We start from the raw sequence: 21,075 nt of genomic DNA on the forward strand, positions 1-21,075 counted from the left end.
AACGGCGTGTTCACCTTCGGTATCCCGCGCCCCGGCATCTGGGGCTTCGCCTGCCTCGGCTCCGGACCGGACAAGGAGCACAAGGGCAAGGAGCTGTCGCAGGATGCCGTGCTCTGGATCAATGTCAGTTCGCTGGGCAATGGCGACAGCACGGTGACCAGCCACGCAGGAACGGCGCCAGCGCAAGCATTGACAGTGACTTCGGAAACCGTCGAGGCGCTGCAAGCCGCCTCGCGCGCGCAGGGATTCAACCCCGGTCCGATAGACGGGCTGCTCGGCCCACGCACGACAGCGGCGATCAAGGATTTCCAACGCGATCGCGGCCTGCGCGTCACCGGCAAGCTGGATGCCGAGCTGGCGCAACAGCTCGGCATCCGGTGAGGCGCAAGCTCGATCCAGCGTTAAACTAAAAAAGAACGATTGTCATTTAGGTTTGCTTTTGCTAGTCTGCTCCTCGTGAACGGCCCTCTGTGCGCGGCCTTGCATGATCCCGCTGGCTCATAGCAGCCGTTCATTGGTGACATCAGTGTTTGGACGACCATCCCTGCGGATGGTCGCTCCTTTTTCTCGATCCACGAGACTCAGTCCGCCCGCAAGCCTGCCATCCCGGGCGGCTCGGAGAAGACAGGACCACCGCAAGAGGCAACAGCGCATGTTCATCGCGATGAACCGATTTCGCATCAACCAGGGCTTCGAGGACGCGTTCGAGGCGATGTGGCGCGAGCGCGAATCGCAGCTCGACGCCATGCCCGGCTTCCGCGGCTTTCGCCTGCTCAAGGGGCAGGACAACGGCGAGAGCCGCCTCTATGCCTCCTACACCCAATGGGCCTCGCGCGCCGATTTCGATGCCTGGCGCGAGTCCGACGCCTTCCGCCAAGCCCATGCGCAGGCCAAGGCGCCGCAAGGCACCTATGCCGGGCATCCGGTGTTCGAGGGCTTCGATGTGGTGCTTGAGGAGGCCCTGCGATGAGCCTGGATGCGAATAGCGCCCTCCCCCAAGCCTCAGCGCCCGCGCCGCAGGTCTGGACATCGGGTCAAGACCCGGCTCCATCCTCGGAGGCGCTTTGGCAACGCTGGCAGGACCTGAAGCGGGCCCAGCCCGGGCTGCGGGCGCGCGATGCCGCCGAGCAGCTCGCGGTCAGCGAGGCCGAGCTATTGGCCTGCCATCCAGGAAGCCGGCGCCTGAGTGAGGACTGGGGTGCGCTCATCACCGATCTGCGCGCGGTGGGGCCCGTGATGGCGCTGACCCGCAATCATGCCGCCGTGATCGAGAAGATCGGCCCGTTCGAGGAGGTGTCGCTCTATCCCGAGCACGGGATGGGCCAGGTGGTCGGCGAGGCGGTCGATCTGCGCCTGTTCCTGCGTCACTGGAAGAGCGGATTCGCGCTGAGCGAGCCGACGGACTCAGGGACGGCCTCAGGAACGGATTCAGGGACGCGCGAGAGTCTGCAGTTCTTCGATGGCAACGGCACCGCGGTGCACAAGGTCTATCGCGTCAAGGCGACCGAGGCGACGGCCTGGGAGGCGCTGGTCGCGCGTCACCTCTGGCTGGAGGCGCCGGCATTGCAGCTCGCGCCGGCGCAGGCGGCAGCGGCGGAACGCCCCGATGTCGAGATCGACATCGACGGGCTGCGGGCGGCCTGGGAGGCGATGCACAACACCCATGACTTCTTCGGCCTGCTGCGCCGCTTCCAGGTCGGGCGCCGCCAGGCCTTGCGCCTGGTGGGCGATGATCTCGCGCGGCGCGCGGCGCCGCGCAGCTATCAGACCTTGCTCGAGCGCGTGCGCGAGCAGGGTCTGCCGGTGATGCTCTTCGTCGGCAGCCCGGGCTGCATCCAGATCCACAGTGGCCCGATCCAGAAGCGGCTCGTCACCGTCGGCCCCTGGTACAACATCCTCGACCCGGATTTCAATCTGCACCTGCGCATGGAGGCGATCGCCGAGAGCTGGCTGGTGCGCAAACCGACCGATCAGGGCGTGGTGACCAGCCTCGAGTGCTACGACGCCGCTGGCGCGCTGCTGTTGCAGTGCTTCGGCCTGCGCAAGGGCGGCGAATCCGAGTCGCCGCAGTGGCGGGCCTTGCTCGATGAGATCACCTATCCGGAGCAAGCCTGATGCAACCCCGCAAGCGGTTACTGACAACAGTGACGGGCGCAGCGATCGGCCTGCTCTGGTGCGCCTCTGCACTCATCGCCGAGACTGCCGAGACAGGCGAGACATCCGCGCAGACCGCGCGGCTGATCTCGGTCGACGGCGCCATCACTGAGATCCTCTACGCGCTCGGTGGCGAGGCGCAGCTGGTCGGCGTCGACACCACCAGTCTCTATCCCGATGCCACCGAGGACATCGCCAAGGTTGGCTACAAGCGCGCCCTGTCGGCGGAAGGCATCCTGAGCCTGAACCCGGATCGGCTGCTGATGACCGATGACGCCGGCCCGCCGGAGGTCCTCGAGCAGATCGCGCGCGCCGGGGTCGACACCCACCCGATCCCGGATACGCCCAGCGTCGCCGGACTGCACGAGACGATCGCCGCGGTCGCCGCGGTGCTCGACCGGACCGAGGCCGGCGCGGCGCTCAGCGCGCAGCTCGACGACGAGCTGGCCCAATTGGAGGCGGCTACGAGGGCCAGCAGCAAGCGCCCGCGCGTGCTCTTCCTGCTGCACATCGGCTCCGGCAACGATATGGCCGCCGGCCGTGATACGGCCGCCGATACCGTGATCCGCCTCGCCGGTGGCGAGAACGTGCTGCATGACGCCTTCTCCGGCTACAAGCCGCTCAGTGCCGAGGCCGCGCTGGCCGCAGCGCCGGAGGTGATCCTGGTGACCCAGCGCAATCTCGAACAGCTCGGCGGTCTCGATGCGGTGCTGGAGCGCGGCGCGCTCCAGGCCACTCCCGCCGGCCAGGCCAAGCGCGTGCTGGCCATGGATGGTCCGTTGCTGCTCGCCTTCGGGCCGCGGCTGGCGGTGGCTGCGGCGCAGCTCGCCTCTGAGCTCGGCATCATCGATGAAGAGACCGACGGGCGCTCCGGCCTCACCGCCGGACAGCCCTGAGCAGTGGTGGCTCGATGAACACCCGCGTGCTCGGCCTTCGCGCCAATCGTCCCGCCACCCATGCCGCCAGCCATGCTGCCAGCCATCCTGGCACCCATCCCGTGCTGCAGCGCCGCCAGCTCGAGCGGCTGAGCCTCGCGGCCTTGCTGGCCTTGATGCTGTCGGTGGCCTTGCTTTCGATCGCCATCGGGCCGGTCGCGATCCCGCTCGCCGAGGTGCTGCACACGCTCGGCGCGCTGGCCGGCCTGCCGGTCGCCGAGGTCGCGCCTCAGCACGAGGCGGTGATCCTGTCGATCCGGCTGCCGCGCACCCTGCTCGGCCTACTGGTCGGTGCCGGCTTAGCGGTCGCGGGGGCTGCGATGCAGGGGCTGTTCCGCAACCCCTTGGCCGATCCGGGCCTGATCGGCGTCTCCGCCGGCGCGGCCCTGGCGGCGGTCTCGGTGATCGTGCTCGGCGGGCAGGGGCTGGCCTTTCTGACCCAGGCGCTTGGCCCCTTCAGTCTGCCCATCGCCGCCTTCGCCGGCGGGCTGGTGACCACCTTGCTGGTCTATCGGCTGGCCAGTCGCGATGGCCGCACCTCGGTGACGACCTTGCTGCTCGCCGGCATCGCCATCAATGCCCTCGCCGGCGCCGGCACCGGGCTGTTGACCTATCTGGCCGATGATCAGCAGCTGCGCACCCTGACCTTCTGGAGCATGGGCAGTCTCGGCGGCGCGACCTGGCCTGAGGTCGGCAGCGCCGCGCTGCTGATCGCGGTGCCGCTGTTGGCGCTGCCGTTGCTCGCGCGCACGCTCAACGCACTGCTCTTGGGCGAGGCCGAGGCCGGGCATCTGGGGATCGCGGTGCAGCGCATGCAGCCGCTGATCGTCGCCTTGGCGGCGCTCGCGGTCGGCGCGGCGGTCGCGGTGAGCGGCATCATCGGCTTCGTCGGCCTGGTGGTGCCGCATCTGCTGCGCCTGGCGTTGGGTCCCGATCATCGCCTGCTGCTGCCAGGTGCCGCGCTGCTCGGTGGCAGCCTGTTGCTGCTCGCTGATCTCTTGGCACGGACCCTGGTGACCCCGGCCGAGCTGCCGATCGGCATCCTGACCGCGTTGCTCGGTGGCCCCTTCTTCCTGGCCCTGCTGCTGCGCTGGCAGCGGAGAACGGCATGAAGATGGATGTCCGACCGCCCGTTGATGCTGGCTCCACTCACACCTTGGAGGCCGCAGGACTCTGCATCCGCCGCGATGGCCGTGCCCTCCTCGATGACCTGAGCCTGAGCGTGGCCGCCGGTGAGGTGCTCGCGGTGCTCGGTGCCAACGGCGCCGGCAAGTCGACCCTGCTGCGCACGCTGAGCGCGGAGCTGAGCCCGGGGCGCGGCCAGGTGCGGCTCAACGGCCGACCCCTGAGCGCCTGGCCGGCGCGCGAGCTCGCGAAACGCCGCGCCGTGCTGCCTCAGCACAGCCCGCTCGACTTTCCGTTTACCGCCTTGGAGGTGGTGCTGATGGGGCGGATCCCGTTCGGCGGCCCGAGCAGCGAGGATGTCCATCGCGCCGCGCGCGCCCTGGGCGAGGTCGAGATCGCGCACCTCGCCGAGCGCCGCTACACCACGCTGTCCGGCGGCGAGCGCCAGCGCGTCCACCTGGCGCGCGTGCTGGTGCAGATCTGGGACCCGCTGCCCGAGCGCGAACCGCGTTTCCTGCTCCTGGACGAGCCGACCGCCAGCCTGGATATCGCCCATCAGCACGCGACCCTGGCGCTGGCGCGACGCTGGGCCCGGCATGACCTCGGCGTCCTGGTCGTTCTGCACGATCTGAACCTCGCCGCCCAGTACGCCGACCGCGTCGCCATCCTCAAGGCCGGCCGGCTGCTCGCGGTCGGCGCGCCGGAAGCCGCGCTCGCGCCGGACCTGATCGCCGAGGCGTTCGGGCTGCCGGTGCAGATCCTGGCGCATCCCGAGCTCGGCTGCCCGCTGATCGTGCCGCGCGCCGATCCGTCATCGGCGCCACGCCGCCCGGCCCTGCGGGCCCAGGCTTCTCAGACCACCCAAACCCCCGATCATCGCGAGCTATGACCGACGCCCAAGCCGACCCCGTCACTGCTGACACGCCGCTGTCCCCTCAGCCAGCGGGCGCGCCCGCGAGCGCTCTCTCACAGGCGCCAACGGCATCCGCCCCCGAGCGCGCCGCAGCCCAGGCCGCAACGACCGAGATCGAGGCCGAGACTGAGGCTGGGGCCGGGGCCGAAAACGCTCCCGCTGCCCTGTCGTCTGAGCCGGCGGCAAGCGCAGCGCCGGAGAGCGCCGGGCCCGCAGCCGCCGATGTCACCGATATCCGTGATGTCGCCGAGGCTGCCGAGAGCGCCGGGCCCGAGGCCGCCGACTCCATGCTGCCAGGCGCCAGCGCTGTCGAGCCACAGTCCTGGCTGCAGGGCCTGGCCAACCTGAGCGAGCCGCTGCGCGAGACCGTCGGCAACGGCGGCCCCGTCTTGTTGGTCTTGGCGGTGCTGTCGATCGTCGCGCTCACCATCGTGCTGGCCAAGCTCTGGCAGTTCGCGCGCGTGCGGCTTGATACCCCGCGCTCGGTCGAGGCGGCGCTGCAGCGCTGGTCTCGCGACCAGCCTGCTGCGGCCTTGGCAACCCTCGGCGATCGCCGGCAGCCGGCTGCGCGGCTGGTCGCGCAAGCGATCTCCGGGCTGCAGCAGGTCCGCAATCAACCGCCGGCCGCGCTGGAGCTGCTGCGCGAGGAGCTGCGCCGCGCTGCCAACGCCCAATTGGAGCAACTGCGCTCCTGGCTGCGGGCGCTGGAGGTGATCGCCTCGCTCAGCCCGCTGCTCGGCCTGCTCGGCACCGTGCTCGGCATGATCGAGGCCTTCCAGCAGCTCGCGGCCGCCGGCAGCCGCGTCGATCCCGCCGTGCTCTCGGGCGGCATCTGGCAGGCGCTATTGACCACCGCGGCCGGCCTTGGCGTGGCCATCCCGGTGGTGCTCCTGCACAGCTGGCTCGAGCGCCGGGTCGAGCGCTGCGCGCACCAGATGGAAGACGCCGTCACCCGCGTCTTCACTTGCTCGGCGATGCAGCCGGGTGCGCGCTCGACCCTTTCAAGCGCGCATCCAGGCGCGCATCCAGGCGCGCATCGCGTCCCGTCGAACGCGTCCGAGGCGGCCGCCTCGATGGGCCCGCACCAGCACCAGCCCTCGCTCAGCGCAGACGCCGGCTCGCGTCCACGCCATCAGGGTCTCGGCGATGCAGCTTGAGCCACGTCCATCGGCACGCCGTCGCACGATTGGGCTCACGCCTTTGATCGACGTGGTGTTCATCCTGTTGTTGTTCTTCATGCTGGCCTCGTCCCTCACGCGTCTGCATGCCGTGCCCTTGGAGGCGCCATCGGTGAGCAGCGAGGGGACCGGCCAGCCGCAATCATTGCTGTTGCGCATCCAGGCCGACGGCAGCCTCGATCTCAATGGGGACAGGCTGCCACGCTCGGGCCTGGCCGCCGCACTGCGCGCGTGGCAGGCGCGCTCGCCAACGCTTGGCGTGGTCGTGCAGCCCGATGATTCGGTCGATCTGCAGCAACTGCTGCGGGTCTTCGACACCCTTGCCGCCGCTGGCGTGCCAGTGCTGCGGCTTTATTGAGGGGATCCTGATGCGTTTGACGCAACCGCCACCGCGTCGGGATCAGGAAATGGCCTTGATCCCGCTGATCAACGTCGTCTTCTTGCTGCTGATCTTCTTCATGATCGTCGGCACCATCGCGCCGACGGATGCGCTGCCGATCGACCCCCCGGTCTCACGACAGGGACAGGCGGCCGAGCCCGATCCAGTGCAGGTGCTGATCGATGCCGATGGGCGCATCGCGCTCAACGGCGAGGTCATTCCGGCGGATCAGTTGACCACGGCGCTCGCCGGGTCGCTCAAGCCCGCCGAGACTCCCGAGGCTCCCGAGGCTCCCGAGGCTCCCGAGGCTCCCGAGGCTCCCGAGGCTCCCGAGGCTCCCGAGGCTCCCGAGACACCATTGAACCTGACGCTCAAGGCCGACGGTGCCCTCGTCATGGCCGAGCTGCGGGCGCTGCTGACGCAGTTCCGTGCACTGGGTGTCGAGCGGGTCCGATTGCTGGCCCGCCAAGACTGAGGCATCCATCCTGAGGCATCCATCATGGAGCTGACGCTGCGCCATTGGCTCATCGCCTTCCTCATCGCCGGGATGTTGCACGCGGTCTTGGCGTTGGCACTGGTGCCGACACCGGCCACGCCGGTGCCCGAGCCGGCGACCATCATCATTGGGCTCGGCGACGGCGGTGATGGCCGCGCCGAGGGTGGCGATGGGCGCGAGGCCGGTGCCGCCGGCGCGCTCTCGGCCGTCGCGCCCGGAACAGCCTTGGCGAGCGCCCATACCCAACCGCTGGATGCACAAGCAGCTGAGGCCGGGGCCGCGAATGCGGCCACCGAGGCGTCGGTACCGGATGCCGCGACAACCGCCGCGCAGCCGGTTCCAGCCGCCTCAGCACCAGTCACGGAGCCTATGCGGGCCGTTAGGCGATCGCCTCAACAAGAACCGCAAGAAGAGGCCCCATCTTCATCGACGCCAATCACCGCTCGTCCCGAGCCAACGCCGGAGCCGGCGGCCAAGCCCGTCCAGCAGAAGCAATCCAAGCCCGCGCCCACGCCTGAGCCAAAGCTCGAGCCAAAACCGAACGTAGAGCCCGAGCCCGAGCCTGAGCCGAAATCGGCAACTCAGCCAACACCAAAGCCCACGCCCAAGCCGATCGCGGCATCGACGCCCAAGCCAAAGCCCGCTCCGGCGCCTTCCGCACAGCCAAAGCCACGACCAACCACACCACCCCGCCCGGCAGCGACCTCCGCCGAGCGCTCGCCGACGACAGCGAGCCGCACCGGGCCGACTCACCGCTCGACCGTCGGATCGGATGCCGGCGCGAGCACGAGCGCGAGCGCTTCATCCGGTACAGCAAGCGGCCAGGACGGACAGGCCAGCAGCGGCCGCGGCCGCGGTGCCGGACTCGGCAAGCAAGGCGCGGGCAGCGGCCGTGGCAAGGGCCGCGGCCGCAGCTCGGGCGGTGCGAGCAACTACTACGGTCAGCTCGCCGCCTGGCTCAATCGGCACAAGCGCTATCCCTCCCGCGCTCGGCGCCTGCGTCAGCAGGGCACGGTCAAGGTGCGCTTTACCATCGATCAGAACGGCCGCGTCATCTCGCACCAGCTCGTGACGACCTCCGGCCATCCACTGCTCGATCAGGAGGCGGCCGCGATGCTCAACCGCGCCTCACCGATGCCGAAGATCCCGCGCAGCCTCGGCCACTCGCGCCTGACCATCACCTTGCCCATCGCCTTCAACCTGCGTTGAATCGACCATCCGAGGGATCTTCACGCTTCCCATGACCCCGAACCGCCCCGTCATCGCCCATCGCCCGCTCGAGGCCTTCTTCGCCCGCGAGTCCAGCGCGCCCTTGGCACAGGCCTTCAGCGGGCAGCGGCCGGTGCATCCCTTCGTTGGTCTGACGCCGGTCGATCCGAGTGAGCTCACAGCACTTTGGCAGCAGCTCACCGAGACCCCGCTCGGTCATCCCGCGGTGGCCTATGTGCATGTGCCCTACTGCGCCAATCATTGCCTGTTCTGCGGCTTCTATCAGAATGCCTGGCGCGAGGAAGCCGGCAGCGCCTACGTCGATGCGCTGATCACCCAGTTGCAGCGTGAGCGTGACCGGCCCGACCTGTCCGAGGCCGCCATCCGCGCGGTCTACTTCGGCGGTGGCACCCCCACCCTGCTCTCCGCTGCCGACCTGGCGCGCGCCATCGAAGCGGTCCGCGAGACGCTGCCGCTCGCCGCCGATTGCGAGATCACCGTCGAGGGTCGCGTGCGCGGCTTCGGGCTCGATAAGGCACGCGCGGCCTTCACCGCCGGCGCCAACCGCCTCTCGCTCGGCGTACAGACCTTCGATGAACGCCTCCGCCAGCGTCTCGGTCGCAAGGCGAGCCGCGCCGAGCTGCTGAGCGCGTTGGAGGGGCTGATGGGGCTCGATCAGGGCGCCATCGTCATCGACCTGATCTTCGGGCTGCCGGAGCAAGATGCGGCGCTCTGGGCCGATGATCTCGACACCGCGATCGCGCTCGGACTCGACGGGGTCGATCTCTATGCCCTCAAGCAGATGCGTAACACCCCGCTTGCCAGCGCGATCGCCACCGGCAAGCTCAGGCCGGCCGCACCCGAGCAGCTCGGCCGCTTCTACCAACAGGGCGCCGAACGGCTCGATGCAGCGCGCTGGGAGCCCCTCTCCAGCAGCCATTGGCGTCAAGGCACGCGGGAGCGCAACCTCTACAACCTGCTGGTCAAGGCCGGTGCCGATTGCCTGGCCATCGGTGCCGGCGCCGGCGGCTCGCTGCATCGCGGCGAGCGCGCCTACTCGTTTCGCAACACCGCGGATGTCGACGACTACCAGCGTCGGCTCACACAGGGCGAGCCGGTGATGACCGGGCTGATGCGGCATTCGCCCCATGCCCGGCTGTTCAATCGGATCAAGGGCGAACTCGAGCGCGGACATCTGGACCTGGTCGGTCTGGCCGCCGAGCTGCAGGCCCATGCCGATCGCGAGCTCGCATCGCTGACCGACCCGTTGTTCGCCCAATGGCAGCGCGCCGGCTTGGTGATGCGCGACGGGCGCTGGCTCGAGCTGACCCTCGCCGGTCGCTTCTGGCAGGTGCCGCTGACGCAGAATCTGCTCGAATGGCTCGATCAATGCCTTCGGGAGACGCCAAGCAATGCCTGAGAACCCTTTGTTCTGCTGTTTACTGCTCCTCATGCACACCGCAAGCCATCCGCCGCGCCCTAGCATCCTTGGGCACCGGGAAGCAGCAAGCCGTGTCGACCCATCCCTTTGGAGGTTCGCCCGATGTCTTGCCAAGGCTCCCTGTCTTTTCCAACCCGGACCACTGCCCAACCATCCGCGAAGACCCGAACAGGCTCATCGGGCCAGGCTTCTCGGTTGGCCCGCGCGCTCACCCTGAGCAGCCTGCCAGTCGTCTTCGTGGCCTTGGCCTTACCCGCCATTGGCGATCCAATCGAGGTCGAGCTCGGTCCGGTCACCGTCACCGCCACCAAGACCAGCAGGCCGCTCGACGAGGTTCCAGAGTCCGTCAGCATCATCGATCGCAACGAGATCGAGCAGCGTCAGCCGCAGACGCTCGGCGACCTGGTCGCGGATCTCCCCAATGTCGCCATTGGCGGCGGACCCCGAGCGGTCGGACAGACCCTGACCATCCGCGGCCTGTCCGACGACCGCATCCTGTTCCTGCTCGATGGTGCGCGTCAGAACTTTGCCCGCGGCCACAACGCCCGGCTATTCGTCGAGCCGGACCTGCTGCGTCGGGTCGAGGTCATCCGCGGTCCGGCCTCGGCGCTTTGGGGAAGCGGTGCGATCGGTGGCGTGATCGCCCTCGAGACGGTCGATGCCAGCGATCTGCTCGCACCGGGGCAAACCCTCGGCGGCCGCGTTCGGGCGGGCTACCAGGGGGTGAACAGTCAGTGGATGACGGGAGCCGCAGCCTATGGCCGCCTCGATGACCAGCTCGATCTGCTCATCGACCTCAACCATCGCGAAGCCGGCGACACCCGCCTTGGTGATGGCGAGGATCTGGCGCACTCGGGCTACGAACGGACCTCCGGCTTGGCCAAAAGCTCCTGGAGCCCGGACGGCATCACTTGGTTCAGCGCCAGCTATCTCGGGCTGCGCGAGGACGGCGACGTCCCCTCCAACGCCCAGACGCTCGCCACCCCCGAGAACCTGGTCGATCGCCTCACACGGCAAGACAACCTCAATTTCCGGTTCCGGCATGATCATCCGGACAATCCCTACTTCAGCCCGTCATTGGTGCTGTACCGCAATCAGACGCGCATCGACGAGGAGCGACAGCAGGACGCTCGCCGCGATGAAACGGAGCTGACGACCATTGGTCTCGATCTGCGCAATACGATGCGCCTGAGCTTCGGCGGCCAGATCGACCAGATCCTGAGCTATGGCCTCGAATACTACGAGGATCGGGCCAGCGCCGAACGTGACGGCGCGCCACGCAGCAGCTCACCGGACGGCCGCCAACAGATCATCAGCGCCTATCTGCAGGACGAGATCCTGATCGGCGAGCGGCTGACCCTGATACCCGGCATTCGCTTCGATGATTACTCGAGTCAGGCCGACCAACAGGCCGGCAATCGCAATGAGGATAGTGCCTGGTCGGCAAAGCTCGGCGCCAACCTGCGCGTCACCGATTGGCTCGCGTTACAAGCGAGCTACAACGAGGCCTTTCGCGCGCCGACCCCCTCGGAGCTGTTCGTCTCCGGCGTCCACTTCACCTGCGGCCCCGGCTGTCAGAACCTGTTCGTGCCGAACCCGGATCTAAAGCCCGAGAAGGCGCACAACAAGGAGATCGGCCTGCGCCTGAGCCAGCGGGATCTGTTCACCGAGGACGACCGCGCTGGTCTCCGGGCCGCCTTCTTTCGCAACGACGTCAGGGATTTCATCGACCGCGAGGTCATCTTCAGCCCGCGGCCGATGCCCGGCAACCCGGGCCCGGGCGGTGTGAGCACCTCAGAGAATGTGACGGACGCGCGGCTTGAGGGCTTCGAGATCGAAGCGCTCTATGATGCGCCGCGCTGGTTCGCGGGCCTTGCCTACTCGCAGACGCGTGGCGACGACGAGAACACCGACGAGCCTCTGGCGAGCGTGCAGCCGGATGAGTGGATTGCCCGACTCGGTCTGCGTTTCCCGGCGCAGGGCCTTGAGATCGGTGCTCGCGGACGGTTCATCGCCGCCCAGGAGCGCGTGCCAGAGGGCGTCGAGCCCTCCGAGGAATACGACCTCTACGACCTCTGGCTGACTTGGAGGCCGGCCGAGCGCCTTGCCGGCCTGAGTCTCGACCTGGGTATCGACAACCTGCTCGACGAGGACTACACCCCCTACCTGTCGGTGCTGCAGGGTCCGGGGCGCAACATCAAGGCAACCTTGAGCTATCGGTTCTAGCCCTAGCCTTTCATGCGAGCAATTTGCATTCGTGATCAGGCGTGCTAGCGTGTCAGCGTTGCTTATTGCCAGACGAGCGAGACGCCAACCGATGCACCTGCATTCCATCGACGCCTGGACCCATTCCCACGATTACACGACCACCGCCGAGCAGCAGGCCGAGCGCCGCACCCGCTGGGTGGTCTATCTCACGCTCGCGACGATGATCGTGGAGCTCCTTGCCGGCTGGCTCACCGGCTCCATGGCGCTGCTGGCCGATGGCTGGCACATGGGCAGCCACGCCGCGGCCCTGGGGCTGAGCGTCTTCGCCTATCGCCTCTCCCGCCGCTGGGCCACCGACCCCCGTTTCACCTTCGGCACCGGCAAGATCCCGACGTTAGCGGGCTACACCAGTGCGCTGCTGCTCGGGCTCGGGGCCTTCTGGCTCATGGGGGAATCGCTCTCGCGGTTCCTGAATCCGGTCAGGATCCATTACGGCGAAGCGATCGCGGTGGCGACCCTCGGGCTGATCGTCAATGTCGCCAGCGCCTGGATACTGGGCGGCGGCGCCGACCATCACCACCACCATCCCGGGCACGGGCACGGGCACGGGCACGGGCACCAGGATCATGGGCATCCTCACGCAGGCGAGCACAAGGACCACAACCTGCGCGCCGCCTATCTGCATGTGATCGCCGACGCGCTGACGTCGCTGCTCGCCATCGGCGCCCTCAGCGCCGGGATGCTGTTCGGCTGGGCCTTTCTGGACCCGGTGATGGGTGTCGTCGGCGCCCTGCTGATCGGCCGTTGGGCCTATGGTCTGGCCACCGACAGCGCCCGTTCGTTAGTCGATGCCGAAGACCACAGTGAGACCGCACGCCGGGTGCGGGCGATGCTCGAGGCGGTCGACGATGTCCAGGTGGCGGACCTGCATCTGTGGCGCGTCGGCGCCGCGAGCCACGCCTGCATCGTCTCGCTGGTCACCCACGACCCACGGCCGCTGGCGTTCTATAAGGGCTTGCTCGAGGACATCCCCGGCCTCGATCACCTGACGGTCGAGGTGAACCAGTGCCGGGATGAGCGCTGCCGAACATGACTCGTCTCGAACGAAGGCCCCGGAGCAGGCGACGGTGGTGACCCCCGTGTAGGCAGCCTAGGAAGTGCATGCCAGCCTTTGGATGATGCCGCCTGAGGAAACGGTGCGAAGGCTGTCCGATTGATCTGATGACGTGCCAGCCCATCACGCGGCCATCCTGCGCCGCCGATATCGCTCCTCGCTGAGACAGCGCTGACCTCGATGGCGTTGACGCCGCTACGCGATATCCCACCTCTCTTTTTGGTATTGCTAATACTTCGCATTTGTTTCAGTTTTACTGTAACATAATGCCCGCTGTTACGACGCATTTGCACCACACACCCATGATGAGCCTGTGTGGCCGAGCAACCGCATACTTTTTTATTTTCTGTATGATTACGAGGTCAACTCGCATCCGCCAATGCGGGAACGAGCGCCGCGACCGACATCCCCATCCCAGGAGACAAGACCATGAGACAACAACCACTGGCCGCAGCCATCGTCGCGATCTTTGCCACCGCTGGTGGCCCAGCCGTTGGACAGACGCTCGAAGAACGCGTCCGACGCCTCGAGCAGGAGAACCGCGAGCAGGCCGCGGCGATCGACCAGCAGCGCCGAACGATCGAGGAGCAGAAGCAGCAGCTGGAAGGCACCCCGCAACGGGTCGAACAGCTGGAAGACGCGCTCGCGACCCAGCGCGGCGCTGATCCTGGCGTTGGCGCCGGCTGGTTCGACCGGATCGAGATCGCCGGTCTGATCGAGGTCGAGGGCAGCTATGTCGACCCCTATGAAGGCGGCAGTGAGTCCGATCTCACCCTCGCCACCTTCGAGCTCGGCCTCGCCGCGCAGGTCACCGACTGGGTCGAAGCCACCGCCTCACTGCTCTACGAGGAAGGCGAGACCGACCTCGAGGTCGATCTCGCTCAGATCACCATCGCCAACGCCGAGGTATCGCCGGTCTATTTCACGGCCGGGCAGTTCTATCTCCCCTTCGGTGCCTACGAGACCAACCTGGTCTCCGACCCGCTGACACTGGAGATCGGCGAGATTCGCGAAAGCGCGGCCGAGGTTGGTTTCGTCTACGAGGGCTTTGGCGGCAGCGTCTACACCTTCCAGGGCGACAATGAGGTCGACGGCGACACCCGAATCGATAGCTGGGGCGCGAACCTCAGCTTCGCCCAAGAGCTCGACGCCGTCAGCTGGACGGTAGGTGCCGGGTACATCAGTAATCTGGGCGATTCCGACTCCCTGCGTGACACGGTCGTCGACCCGACCGACTTCACCGGTGGCTGGACCGCGAACCTCGCCGTCGTCTTCCAGGACTTCAACCTGATCGGCGAGTACCTCGGAGCAATCGACGAATTCAACGCCGGCGAGCTGGACTTCGACGGCAACGGCGCCAAGCCGGAGGCCTGGAACATCGAGCTGGGGTACAGCTTCGAGGTGCTCGGCAAGGAATCGGTGGCTGCGGTCGCCTACCAAGGCAGCAACGAGGCATTGGCGCTCGAGCTGCCCGAAGAGCGCTGGCTGGTGGGCTGGTCGATCGGGATCTTCGACGGCACCGCCCTCTCGTTCGAGTACTCGCACGATTCCGACTACAGCACCGGCAAGGGTGGCACCGGCGAGGAGGCCAACGCCTTCGTCGCCCAGCTCGCCGTGGAGTTCTGAGCACGGCGGCCAACGATCATGGCGGCCAGCCACCCCGAAGAATGAATGGTCGTGGCGCGGCGCTCTTCCAGAGTATTCGTGATGTCGTTACACTCCCGACCGGGACGAATGATGAGCATCAGGCCGATGATGAACCCATACCCCCGCTGATCGCGACCATGCCCACGTCGAGCACAACCACGCCCACCCTGTGTTCATTCGGGCTGCTCGCCAGCGTCTTGTATAGTCATCCGCCCTGGTTTCCGGACAGGCTGAGCCCATCGGTGCTGACTGTTCCGGCGCTTTCTGTCCGGTGATCAGGCGGAATGGCTATAGCTCAGCGCGATGCGACGATTCGCCACCCACCCCTCCGGCCGATCCAGGACTCGAGGTTCGGGATCTTTCCCGGCCCTCTTGCTGCTGTCGCTGCTGATCGGCGGCTGTAGTGAACCGACTGATCCGGCGGCCGATCGGTCTGCCTTCGGCGAGCGCAAGCAGGCCGCGACCGATGCCGAAAGCGGAGCCGCTCACAAAGAGGCGGAGACACTCGACTGGAACGACCTGATCCCCACTGACTGGCAACCGGAGCGGCTGCTGTCCGAGTACGACGTCGAGAGCCTCAGCGATGACGACCCCCGCGCCCTCGAACTCATGGACAGACTGCGCGCCCTATGGGACGAGGCGCCCATCGTCGCCGAGCTGGACGACCGCCAGATCCGGCTCCCGGGCTTCGTCGTACCGCTGACGATGGACGCCAGCGCCATCACCGAGTTCCTGCTCGTGCCGTATTTCGGGGCCTGTGTCCACGTGCCCCCACCGCCCCGCAACCAGATCGTCTTGGTCACGACCAAGCCGGGCCGCCCGTACCCGGGAGGCATGTTCGATACGGTTTGGGTTGCGGGACAGATGCGCGTGGAGCCTTTTCGCAGTGATCTCGGGGACGCTGGCTATCGGATCGAGGAGGCATTCGTCACCCCGTACTCGGACTAGCGCGCCCGTGCGAGTGAGGCCTCCGAATCCTCTGCTCTGGCAGCAGGCCTGCCCAACCCGCTCGTACCCGGTCGCACCACCGGCCGGGCATGCCTCTTCGATCATCCTCTCAGAGGCCGACCAGCCCATCGCCGAAGGCCAGTTGCCAGAGCGCGAGCAACCCAAAGCCGATGAACAGAAGCGCCGCGGCCCGATGCACCCAGTGGGTGGGTAGCCGGCGCAGCAGCGTGCAGCCGAATAGGACGCCGAGCAGCGAGACGCTCCATAGCGCCAGCGTGCCGCCAAACAGCACGGCCCAAAGGTCCCCGGTGCTGGCAACCAACGCCAGCATCGCCAGCTGTGTCTTATCACCAAGCTCGGCGACGAAGATCAGCGAGAAGCTCTGCAGGAAACCGCCGCGGTTGCGCGCGGGAATCTCGGCATCGCCCTCACCTGAATTGGCGTCTTGCCAGGAGCGAACGCCGAAGAACAGGAACAGGACCCCCGCGACGAGCAGCAGCCAGCCCTGCGGCAGCCAGTCGAACAAGGCCTGACCGACGCCCACAGCCAGCAGATTCAACAAGGCGAAGGCGGCAAAACTGCCGGCAATCACCGAAACCGGCCGATAGCGATGGGCCAGCGTCATCACCAACAGCTGTGACTTGTCGCCCATCTCGGCGAGAAACAACAAGGCGAAGGCAGAGAGGGCGACGGAGAGCTCCATCAGCGGCGGCAACAGCGATTGAGCGGCGGAATGACGCTAATCTGCGCAAGGTACCATGACCGAATGCCCGCCGACCTGCCCTTTGATCACGTCGATCCCATAAGCCGCCTGGACATGATCTGACCCAAGCGATTCCATCGCGCCGGCACTCACCGATGCCTGGGTTCCGAGCAATTGGAAGCGGTCGGCAAAGCGCAGGGCGAGATTCAAGTCATGCAGGACGACCAAGGTGATGAGTGCATGCGCGCGCGTCTAGACTCAGCTGCTCCAGCAGCGGCAGACGGCCGTTGCCGACAGCGCTGTCGGCAGAGCGGTCACAGGCAGGACCACGAGCGCCATGGCGGCCCGCCTTGCTCGAAGTGCCCCGCGCATAGGAGAACGAGCGCAACTGCACGCGCTAGGTGGACAATCGCGCGCATCGGCATGACCCACTGGATCGTCTTCGCTTGATGGGCTACCGTGCCATCGCGGACACCGCTGCGGGGCGTCACGGCCACATCCCGTTCCGCGTTCGTCAAACGGCTGCGGGGGCGCTGACAACCCAAGGAAGGGCGCACTTGCCAATAGTACGCCGCTCTTCCAGAGTACTCGTTATATCGTTACACTCTCAGCCGTGACGAAGGATGAGGATAACGCCGATGATGAGGGCTCTTCTGGTTACCCTGCTGCTGACTGTGATGATCAGCCCAGGCGCACGCGCGGATGAGCGATCCGACCTCAAGCTCAAGCTCTTCGCGAGCGTGCTGCCGATCCAGACCTTCCTCGAGCGCGTCGGCGGGGAACGAGTCGATGTCCGGGTCATGGTTATGCCAGGGCAGAGTCCGGCCACCTATGATCCAACGCCGGGTCAGATCGCCGCTTTGGCGAAGACCGACCTCTATGTGCGCGTCGGCGTGCCGTTCGAGGCAGCTTGGATGCCGCGTATCCGCGCTGCAAATCCAGACATGGCGATCCTTGACCTGCGCGAGGGACTCTCGCTGCGCAAGATCGAGGACCATCACCACGACCACGAGCACCCCTACCCCCACGACGAAAAGGTCGATGAGTCGCAGCATTCACAAAATACCGAGCACGATGGTGACGCCGAAGCCGAGCCGCACGCGCATGCCGACGAGATGGACCCGCATATCTGGACCAGCCCACCCCTAGTGCGCCAGATGATTACCCGGATCCGCGACCGGCTAAGCGCGCTTGATCCGCATGGTGCCGAGACCTACGCCGCCAATCAGTCGACGTTCGATGCCGATCTCGCCGCGCTCGACGCCGACCTGAAGGCAACACTCGCCAATCTCGAGCAGCGCCGTTTTCTCGTCTACCACCCCGCTTGGGGCTACTTCGCCGACACCTATGGTCTCGAGCAGATCCCGATCGAGCGCGAAGGCAAAGCACCAGGTCCACGCCGACTGGACGCCTTGATCAAACAGGCGCGTGCGACCGACACCCGAGTCATCTTCGTGCAGCCGCAGTTCGACCGACGCGCGGCGCAGCAGGTCGCCCGCGCGATCGACGGACGAGTCGAGACGGCTGACCCGCTCGCCGCCAATTATGCCGACAATCTGCGGCGCTTCGCCCAGCTCATCGCTGGAGCCGATCCACGAAACGAACGGCCAGTTCAGGATGGAACCGACACTGATCACGATCATACCCATGGCGATCACGACCATGCCCAAACTGATCACGACAACGCTCATGCAGATCACAGCCACGCTCATCCTACTCATGAGGCCGGAGCGCACTTTCACGAAACCGGCGCACACCACTAACCGTATATCCATGTCCATGGCGTCCCGCTGCTCAATATCGCGCTCGATTCAGACGTGCTGCTGATCGAGCCGACCAGTTCAGCCATGGACCGGGTCGGTTTCGAGCATGCGCCGCGCAATGCCGCGCCGCGCGACGCGGTGGCCGAGGCACGCCAAGCGCTCGCCGAGCCCGAGCGACTGATTCCCTAATCCAATGTTGTGCATACCATCGCCCTACCCTGCCGCCTCTCCCGGCGCCGCCGCGCCCGCCCGCTCGAATGACTCGAGGGTCTTACCGCCTTTATCATTAAGCGCCATCTTGCTGGTGATGCTGCTGCCCGTCGGTTGCAGCCAGCAGCCTGATCCATCAGCCGACCGGCTTGCCCCGGACAGTCGTGCTGAGGCCAGGAACAATGACGACAACCTGGCTGCTCACCAACAAGCGGAAACGCTCGAGTGGGACGACCTGATTCCTCCGGACTGGCAGCCGGAGCCACTGATGTGTAACGTTGACGTCGACAACCTCAGCGATGATGACCCTCGCGCCCTTGAGCTCATGGATAAACTGCGCGCGGAATGGTCCGAGGCGCCGATGGTTGGCGACTTGGACGACCGCCGGGTCCGGCTCCCCGGCTTCGTTGTGCCTGTCGAGATAAACGCCAGCGCAATCACCAAGTTCCTGCTAGTCCCATACTTTGGGGCTTGCATCCATGTACCTCCCCCGCCGCCAAACCAGATCGTCTTCGTCAAGACCGCAGACGGCCGACCATACCGCGGAGGCATCTTCGATACCGTTTGGGTTACGGGACGGATGCGCGTCACATCCTACAGCAGCGAACTCGGTGAAGCCGGCTACCGGATCGACGAGCCACTCATTCGCCCCTACAAGGTTCCGTGACCAAACAGTTAGCCCACCACAGGCTCAAGCAGTCCGTCGATCGCTTCGGCTGGCGCCGGCCTCATCAAATAGAAGCCTTGGACAAGGTCACAATCCAGCTCCGCTAAGTGTCGCAGCTGATAGGAGGTTTCGACACCTTCAGCAATCGTCTTCAAGTCCAGCTCGCGAGCCAGTGACGTTACCACGGCAACGATCCGTTGATCGCGCTCGCTGCGATGCATCGCGGCGATAAAGGCGCGGTCGAGCTTCAACAGGTTGACTGGCAGATCGCGCAAATAGGCCAGTGATGAGTAGCCTGTCCCGAAGTCATCGATCGCCAACGAGACACCGAGCGCTCGCAGGCGCTGCAATGTCTTGCGAGCGCTTTCCAGTTCGTTCATGACGCTGCTCTCGGTGAGCTCAAGCCAGAGCGAGCTCGGCGGCACTTGGTGGCGTTCGAGCGCCTCTTCGATCCGCATGACGAGACCACTGCTCGCAAGCTGATGGGCGGAGACGTTGACCGCGACGCTGAAATCGCGCGTCTCGGCAGAAATCGACTGCCATTTGCGCAGGTGCACTAAGGCAGTGTCCAGCACCCAGGCGCCAAGCTCGATGATATGCCCTGTTTCTTCCGCAATCGGGATGTACGTCTCGGGCGAGACCAAGCCGCGCGTCGGATGCTGCCATCGCAGCAATGCTTCAACCCCGACAGGACGGTGCTGATGAGCGTCGAAAAACGGCTGAAAGTGTAACTGCTGCTCCGCGCGCCGCTCGCTGCCTGGTAGATCGTGTGCGAGCTCGATCCGTTCGATCAATCGTGCCCGCAGCGGTGCATCAAAGTGTTGCAAGCAGGCGCCGCCGAGGGCCTTGGCCTGATACATTGCCGCATCCGCATCACGCACAAGCTCTTGGCAATCGACAGCGCCGTCTTGGATGACCAGTCCCGCACTGGCGCTGATCCGGTAGGCGCGCCCAGAGAGTTGGAAGGGCTGTTCGAATTGGCGCAATAAGCGCTTCGCCTCAGTGTCGATCTTCTCGGCGGTGCGCCCCTGACCGTCAAACACGACGACGAACTCATCGCCTCCGAAGCGCGCAAGCAGGTCTCCATGCGCAACGCTTGTGTCGAGCCTCCTCGCGACATCTCTCAACAATTGATCGCCAATATGGTGGCCGACGGCATCATTGACCAACTTGAAATTATCCAGGTCCATGAAGCAAAGCGCGAGCAGCTCACCGCGTTTGCGGGCGCGCAGGCGGCATTGCTCAAGGCGCTCAAGGAGCAACGACCGATTGGGGAGCCCGGTCAATGGATCGTGCAGCGCACGCAGGCGTAGCGCCTCTTGACTTTTACAAAGCGCCTCCCAAGCCTCCCGCCGCAACAGGGCACCGAGCATCGCATCGGCCACCGAGCGCAGCAGAAACCGGGCCGGCCGATTCCAAACGCGGGTTCGACGGACCGAGTCGAAGCCAAGGAATCCATGCAAGCGCTGCGGACCCAGTAGCGGGACAACGATCAGCGACTGAATGCCTTGCTTGCCGAGTTCTTCGCGCTCGAGTGCGCGCTCGTCCGGGAGAGCACCAACCTCCGGTATATAGACAAACTCGCCAGCGTCGAGGTGTGGCATCCACCAATGGATGCGATCGATCGGCACACGCTGCAGATTGTCGATCTCCGGCGTGATCCCAGGCGCACACCATTCATGGGTATTATCAAAGAAAGGCGGATCAATGATGAAAACATAGCTACGGTCGACGTGCGCATAGCGACCGATTGATGCCAGTGCCTCTTGAATTCCGGTGTCGATATCCTCGTCAGCCAGTCCGGAGAAACGCCGCAGGATCGTGCTCATCAACTCCAGCAGTTCATTCAGCTCGGCACGTTCATCCAGCATTTCGGGCTCGAACTGCGGCGTCATGGATCAGCCCCCGCAAACGACCACATTCTCGGACTGCGTGGTTCTTCAACAATGTCGCTTGCGGTATCCCAGCCGGGTCCGCCGGCGCTT

Annotated in this window: 20 protein-coding genes; 18 read left to right on the forward strand and 2 right to left on the reverse strand. The window is 66.1% G+C overall.

Annotated features, from left to right (window positions below):
• The 15 genes from CKO40_RS15925 to CKO40_RS15995 form a co-directional block, all read left to right on the forward strand.
• A partial coding sequence (locus CKO40_RS15925) for a peptidoglycan-binding domain-containing protein (RefSeq protein ID WP_200347347.1) occupies positions 1-381 on the forward strand: 381 nt, incomplete at its 5' end.
• 283 nt (positions 382-664) lie between these two features.
• Positions 665-970, forward strand: a complete 306-nt coding sequence (locus CKO40_RS15930) for an antibiotic biosynthesis monooxygenase family protein (RefSeq protein WP_242477100.1) — start codon at positions 665-667, stop codon at positions 968-970.
• A complete protein-coding gene (locus tag CKO40_RS15935; RefSeq protein ID WP_200347349.1) occupies positions 967-2,115 on the forward strand; it encodes a hemin-degrading factor in 1,149 nt (382 codons plus the stop codon). The genes CKO40_RS15930 and CKO40_RS15935 overlap by 4 nt, the downstream gene beginning before the upstream one ends.
• Positions 2,115-3,050, forward strand: coding sequence for a heme/hemin ABC transporter substrate-binding protein (locus CKO40_RS15940; protein ID WP_200347350.1), 936 nt, complete (start codon positions 2,115-2,117; stop codon positions 3,048-3,050). Before CKO40_RS15935 ends, CKO40_RS15940 begins: the two co-directional genes overlap by 1 nt.
• Positions 3,051-3,064: 14 nt before the next feature.
• A complete protein-coding gene (locus tag CKO40_RS15945; RefSeq protein ID WP_338074197.1) occupies positions 3,065-4,201 on the forward strand; it encodes a FecCD family ABC transporter permease in 1,137 nt (378 codons plus the stop codon).
• The gene (locus CKO40_RS15950) at positions 4,198-5,103 is read left to right on the forward strand and encodes a heme ABC transporter ATP-binding protein (RefSeq protein WP_242477101.1); all 906 of its coding nucleotides are present in this window, start codon (positions 4,198-4,200) and stop codon (positions 5,101-5,103) included. The genes CKO40_RS15945 and CKO40_RS15950 overlap by 4 nt, the downstream gene beginning before the upstream one ends.
• On the forward strand, positions 5,100-6,284 hold the full coding sequence (locus tag CKO40_RS15955) for a MotA/TolQ/ExbB proton channel family protein (protein ID WP_242477102.1): 1,185 nt from the start codon (positions 5,100-5,102) through the stop codon (positions 6,282-6,284). Before CKO40_RS15950 ends, CKO40_RS15955 begins: the two co-directional genes overlap by 4 nt.
• Positions 6,274-6,663 (forward strand): ExbD/TolR family protein, encoded by a 390-nt coding sequence (locus CKO40_RS15960; RefSeq protein WP_207173681.1) that lies wholly within the window; start codon positions 6,274-6,276, stop codon positions 6,661-6,663. Before CKO40_RS15955 ends, CKO40_RS15960 begins: the two co-directional genes overlap by 11 nt.
• Positions 6,664-6,673: 10 nt before the next feature.
• Complete coding sequence (locus CKO40_RS15965) at positions 6,674-7,159, forward strand: ExbD/TolR family protein (protein ID WP_200347354.1); 486 nt, start codon at positions 6,674-6,676, stop codon at positions 7,157-7,159.
• A 24-nt stretch (positions 7,160-7,183) separates the two neighbouring features.
• Positions 7,184-8,389: an energy transducer TonB gene (locus tag CKO40_RS15970; RefSeq protein ID WP_200347356.1), complete on the forward strand. Its 1,206-nt coding sequence runs from the start codon at positions 7,184-7,186 to the stop codon at positions 8,387-8,389.
• Between the two features lie 31 nt (positions 8,390-8,420).
• Positions 8,421-9,809 carry a heme anaerobic degradation radical SAM methyltransferase ChuW/HutW gene (gene hutW / locus CKO40_RS15975; RefSeq protein WP_200347358.1) on the forward strand — a complete coding sequence of 463 codons (1,389 nt, stop codon included), beginning with the start codon at positions 8,421-8,423 and terminating at the stop codon, positions 9,807-9,809.
• Between the two features lie 216 nt (positions 9,810-10,025).
• Positions 10,026-12,056 carry a TonB-dependent hemoglobin/transferrin/lactoferrin family receptor gene (locus tag CKO40_RS15980; protein WP_242477103.1) on the forward strand — a complete coding sequence of 677 codons (2,031 nt, stop codon included), beginning with the start codon at positions 10,026-10,028 and terminating at the stop codon, positions 12,054-12,056.
• A 91-nt stretch (positions 12,057-12,147) separates the two neighbouring features.
• On the forward strand, positions 12,148-13,131 hold the full coding sequence (gene dmeF / locus CKO40_RS15985) for a CDF family Co(II)/Ni(II) efflux transporter DmeF (protein WP_200347362.1): 984 nt from the start codon (positions 12,148-12,150) through the stop codon (positions 13,129-13,131).
• A 450-nt stretch (positions 13,132-13,581) separates the two neighbouring features.
• Complete coding sequence (locus CKO40_RS15990) at positions 13,582-14,778, forward strand: LbtU family siderophore porin (protein WP_200347364.1); 1,197 nt, start codon at positions 13,582-13,584, stop codon at positions 14,776-14,778.
• Positions 14,779-15,171: 393 nt separating this feature from the next.
• A complete protein-coding gene (locus tag CKO40_RS15995) occupies positions 15,172-15,747 on the forward strand; it encodes a DUF3299 domain-containing protein (protein WP_242477104.1) in 576 nt (191 codons plus the stop codon).
• Positions 15,748-15,856: 109 nt separating this feature from the next.
• Here CKO40_RS15995 and CKO40_RS16000 read toward each other — a convergent pair whose 3' ends face one another.
• Positions 15,857-16,450: a TMEM165/GDT1 family protein gene (locus CKO40_RS16000; protein WP_200347368.1), complete on the reverse strand. Its 594-nt coding sequence runs from the start codon at positions 16,448-16,450 to the stop codon at positions 15,857-15,859.
• A 641-nt stretch (positions 16,451-17,091) separates the two neighbouring features.
• On the opposite strand from CKO40_RS16000, the gene CKO40_RS16005 reads away from it, so the two are divergent.
• From CKO40_RS16005 to CKO40_RS16015, 3 genes are all read left to right on the forward strand, one after another.
• Positions 17,092-18,213 (forward strand): metal ABC transporter solute-binding protein, Zn/Mn family, encoded by a 1,122-nt coding sequence (locus CKO40_RS16005; protein WP_338074198.1) that lies wholly within the window; start codon positions 17,092-17,094, stop codon positions 18,211-18,213.
• Between the two features lie 6 nt (positions 18,214-18,219).
• On the forward strand, positions 18,220-18,402 hold the full coding sequence (locus tag CKO40_RS16010) for a ZrgA family zinc uptake protein (RefSeq protein WP_200347429.1): 183 nt from the start codon (positions 18,220-18,222) through the stop codon (positions 18,400-18,402).
• Between the two features lie 118 nt (positions 18,403-18,520).
• Entirely contained in the window at positions 18,521-19,090 is a 570-nt protein-coding gene (locus CKO40_RS16015; protein ID WP_200347431.1) for a DUF3299 domain-containing protein, read from the forward strand.
• A gap of 8 nt (positions 19,091-19,098) precedes the next feature.
• On the opposite strand, the gene CKO40_RS16020 is transcribed toward CKO40_RS16015, so the two are convergent.
• Complete coding sequence (locus CKO40_RS16020; RefSeq protein WP_200347378.1) at positions 19,099-20,985, reverse strand: putative bifunctional diguanylate cyclase/phosphodiesterase; 1,887 nt, start codon at positions 20,983-20,985, stop codon at positions 19,099-19,101.
• Positions 20,986-21,075: the final 90 nt, after the last annotated feature.

The sequence above is a fragment of the Halochromatium glycolicum genome (genome assembly GCF_016584085.1).
In the GTDB taxonomy this organism is placed as follows: Bacteria; Pseudomonadota; Gammaproteobacteria; order Chromatiales; family Chromatiaceae; genus Lamprobacter; species Lamprobacter glycolicus.

Bases quoted from the DNA above. Each gene is read 5' to 3' on its own strand.
- CKO40_RS15940 (WP_200347350.1), top strand. From the start codon at position 2,115: ATGCAACCCCGCAAGCGGTTACTGACAACAGTGACGGGCGCAGCGATC.
- CKO40_RS15945 (WP_338074197.1), top strand. From the start codon at position 3,065: ATGAACACCCGCGTGCTCGGCCTTCGCGCCAATCGTCCCGCCACCCAT.
- CKO40_RS16000 (WP_200347368.1), bottom strand. From the start codon at position 16,450: ATGGAGCTCTCCGTCGCCCTCTCTGCCTTCGCCTTGTTGTTTCTCGCC.
- CKO40_RS15965 (WP_200347354.1), top strand. From the start codon at position 6,674: ATGCGTTTGACGCAACCGCCACCGCGTCGGGATCAGGAAATGGCCTTG.
- CKO40_RS16020 (WP_200347378.1), bottom strand. From the start codon at position 20,985: ATGACGCCGCAGTTCGAGCCCGAAATGCTGGATGAACGTGCCGAGCTG.
- CKO40_RS16005 (WP_338074198.1), top strand. From the start codon at position 17,092: ATGAGGGCTCTTCTGGTTACCCTGCTGCTGACTGTGATGATCAGCCCA.
- CKO40_RS16015 (WP_200347431.1), top strand. From the start codon at position 18,521: ATGCTGCTGCCCGTCGGTTGCAGCCAGCAGCCTGATCCATCAGCCGAC.
- CKO40_RS15935 (WP_200347349.1), top strand. From the start codon at position 967: ATGAGCCTGGATGCGAATAGCGCCCTCCCCCAAGCCTCAGCGCCCGCG.
- CKO40_RS15970 (WP_200347356.1), top strand. From the start codon at position 7,184: ATGGAGCTGACGCTGCGCCATTGGCTCATCGCCTTCCTCATCGCCGGG.
- CKO40_RS15930 (WP_242477100.1), top strand. From the start codon at position 665: ATGAACCGATTTCGCATCAACCAGGGCTTCGAGGACGCGTTCGAGGCG.
- CKO40_RS15955 (WP_242477102.1), top strand. From the start codon at position 5,100: ATGACCGACGCCCAAGCCGACCCCGTCACTGCTGACACGCCGCTGTCC.
- CKO40_RS15990 (WP_200347364.1), top strand. From the start codon at position 13,582: ATGAGACAACAACCACTGGCCGCAGCCATCGTCGCGATCTTTGCCACC.
- CKO40_RS15950 (WP_242477101.1), top strand. From the start codon at position 4,198: ATGAAGATGGATGTCCGACCGCCCGTTGATGCTGGCTCCACTCACACC.
- CKO40_RS15960 (WP_207173681.1), top strand. From the start codon at position 6,274: ATGCAGCTTGAGCCACGTCCATCGGCACGCCGTCGCACGATTGGGCTC.
- hutW (WP_200347358.1), top strand. From the start codon at position 8,421: ATGACCCCGAACCGCCCCGTCATCGCCCATCGCCCGCTCGAGGCCTTC.
- dmeF (WP_200347362.1), top strand. From the start codon at position 12,148: ATGCACCTGCATTCCATCGACGCCTGGACCCATTCCCACGATTACACG.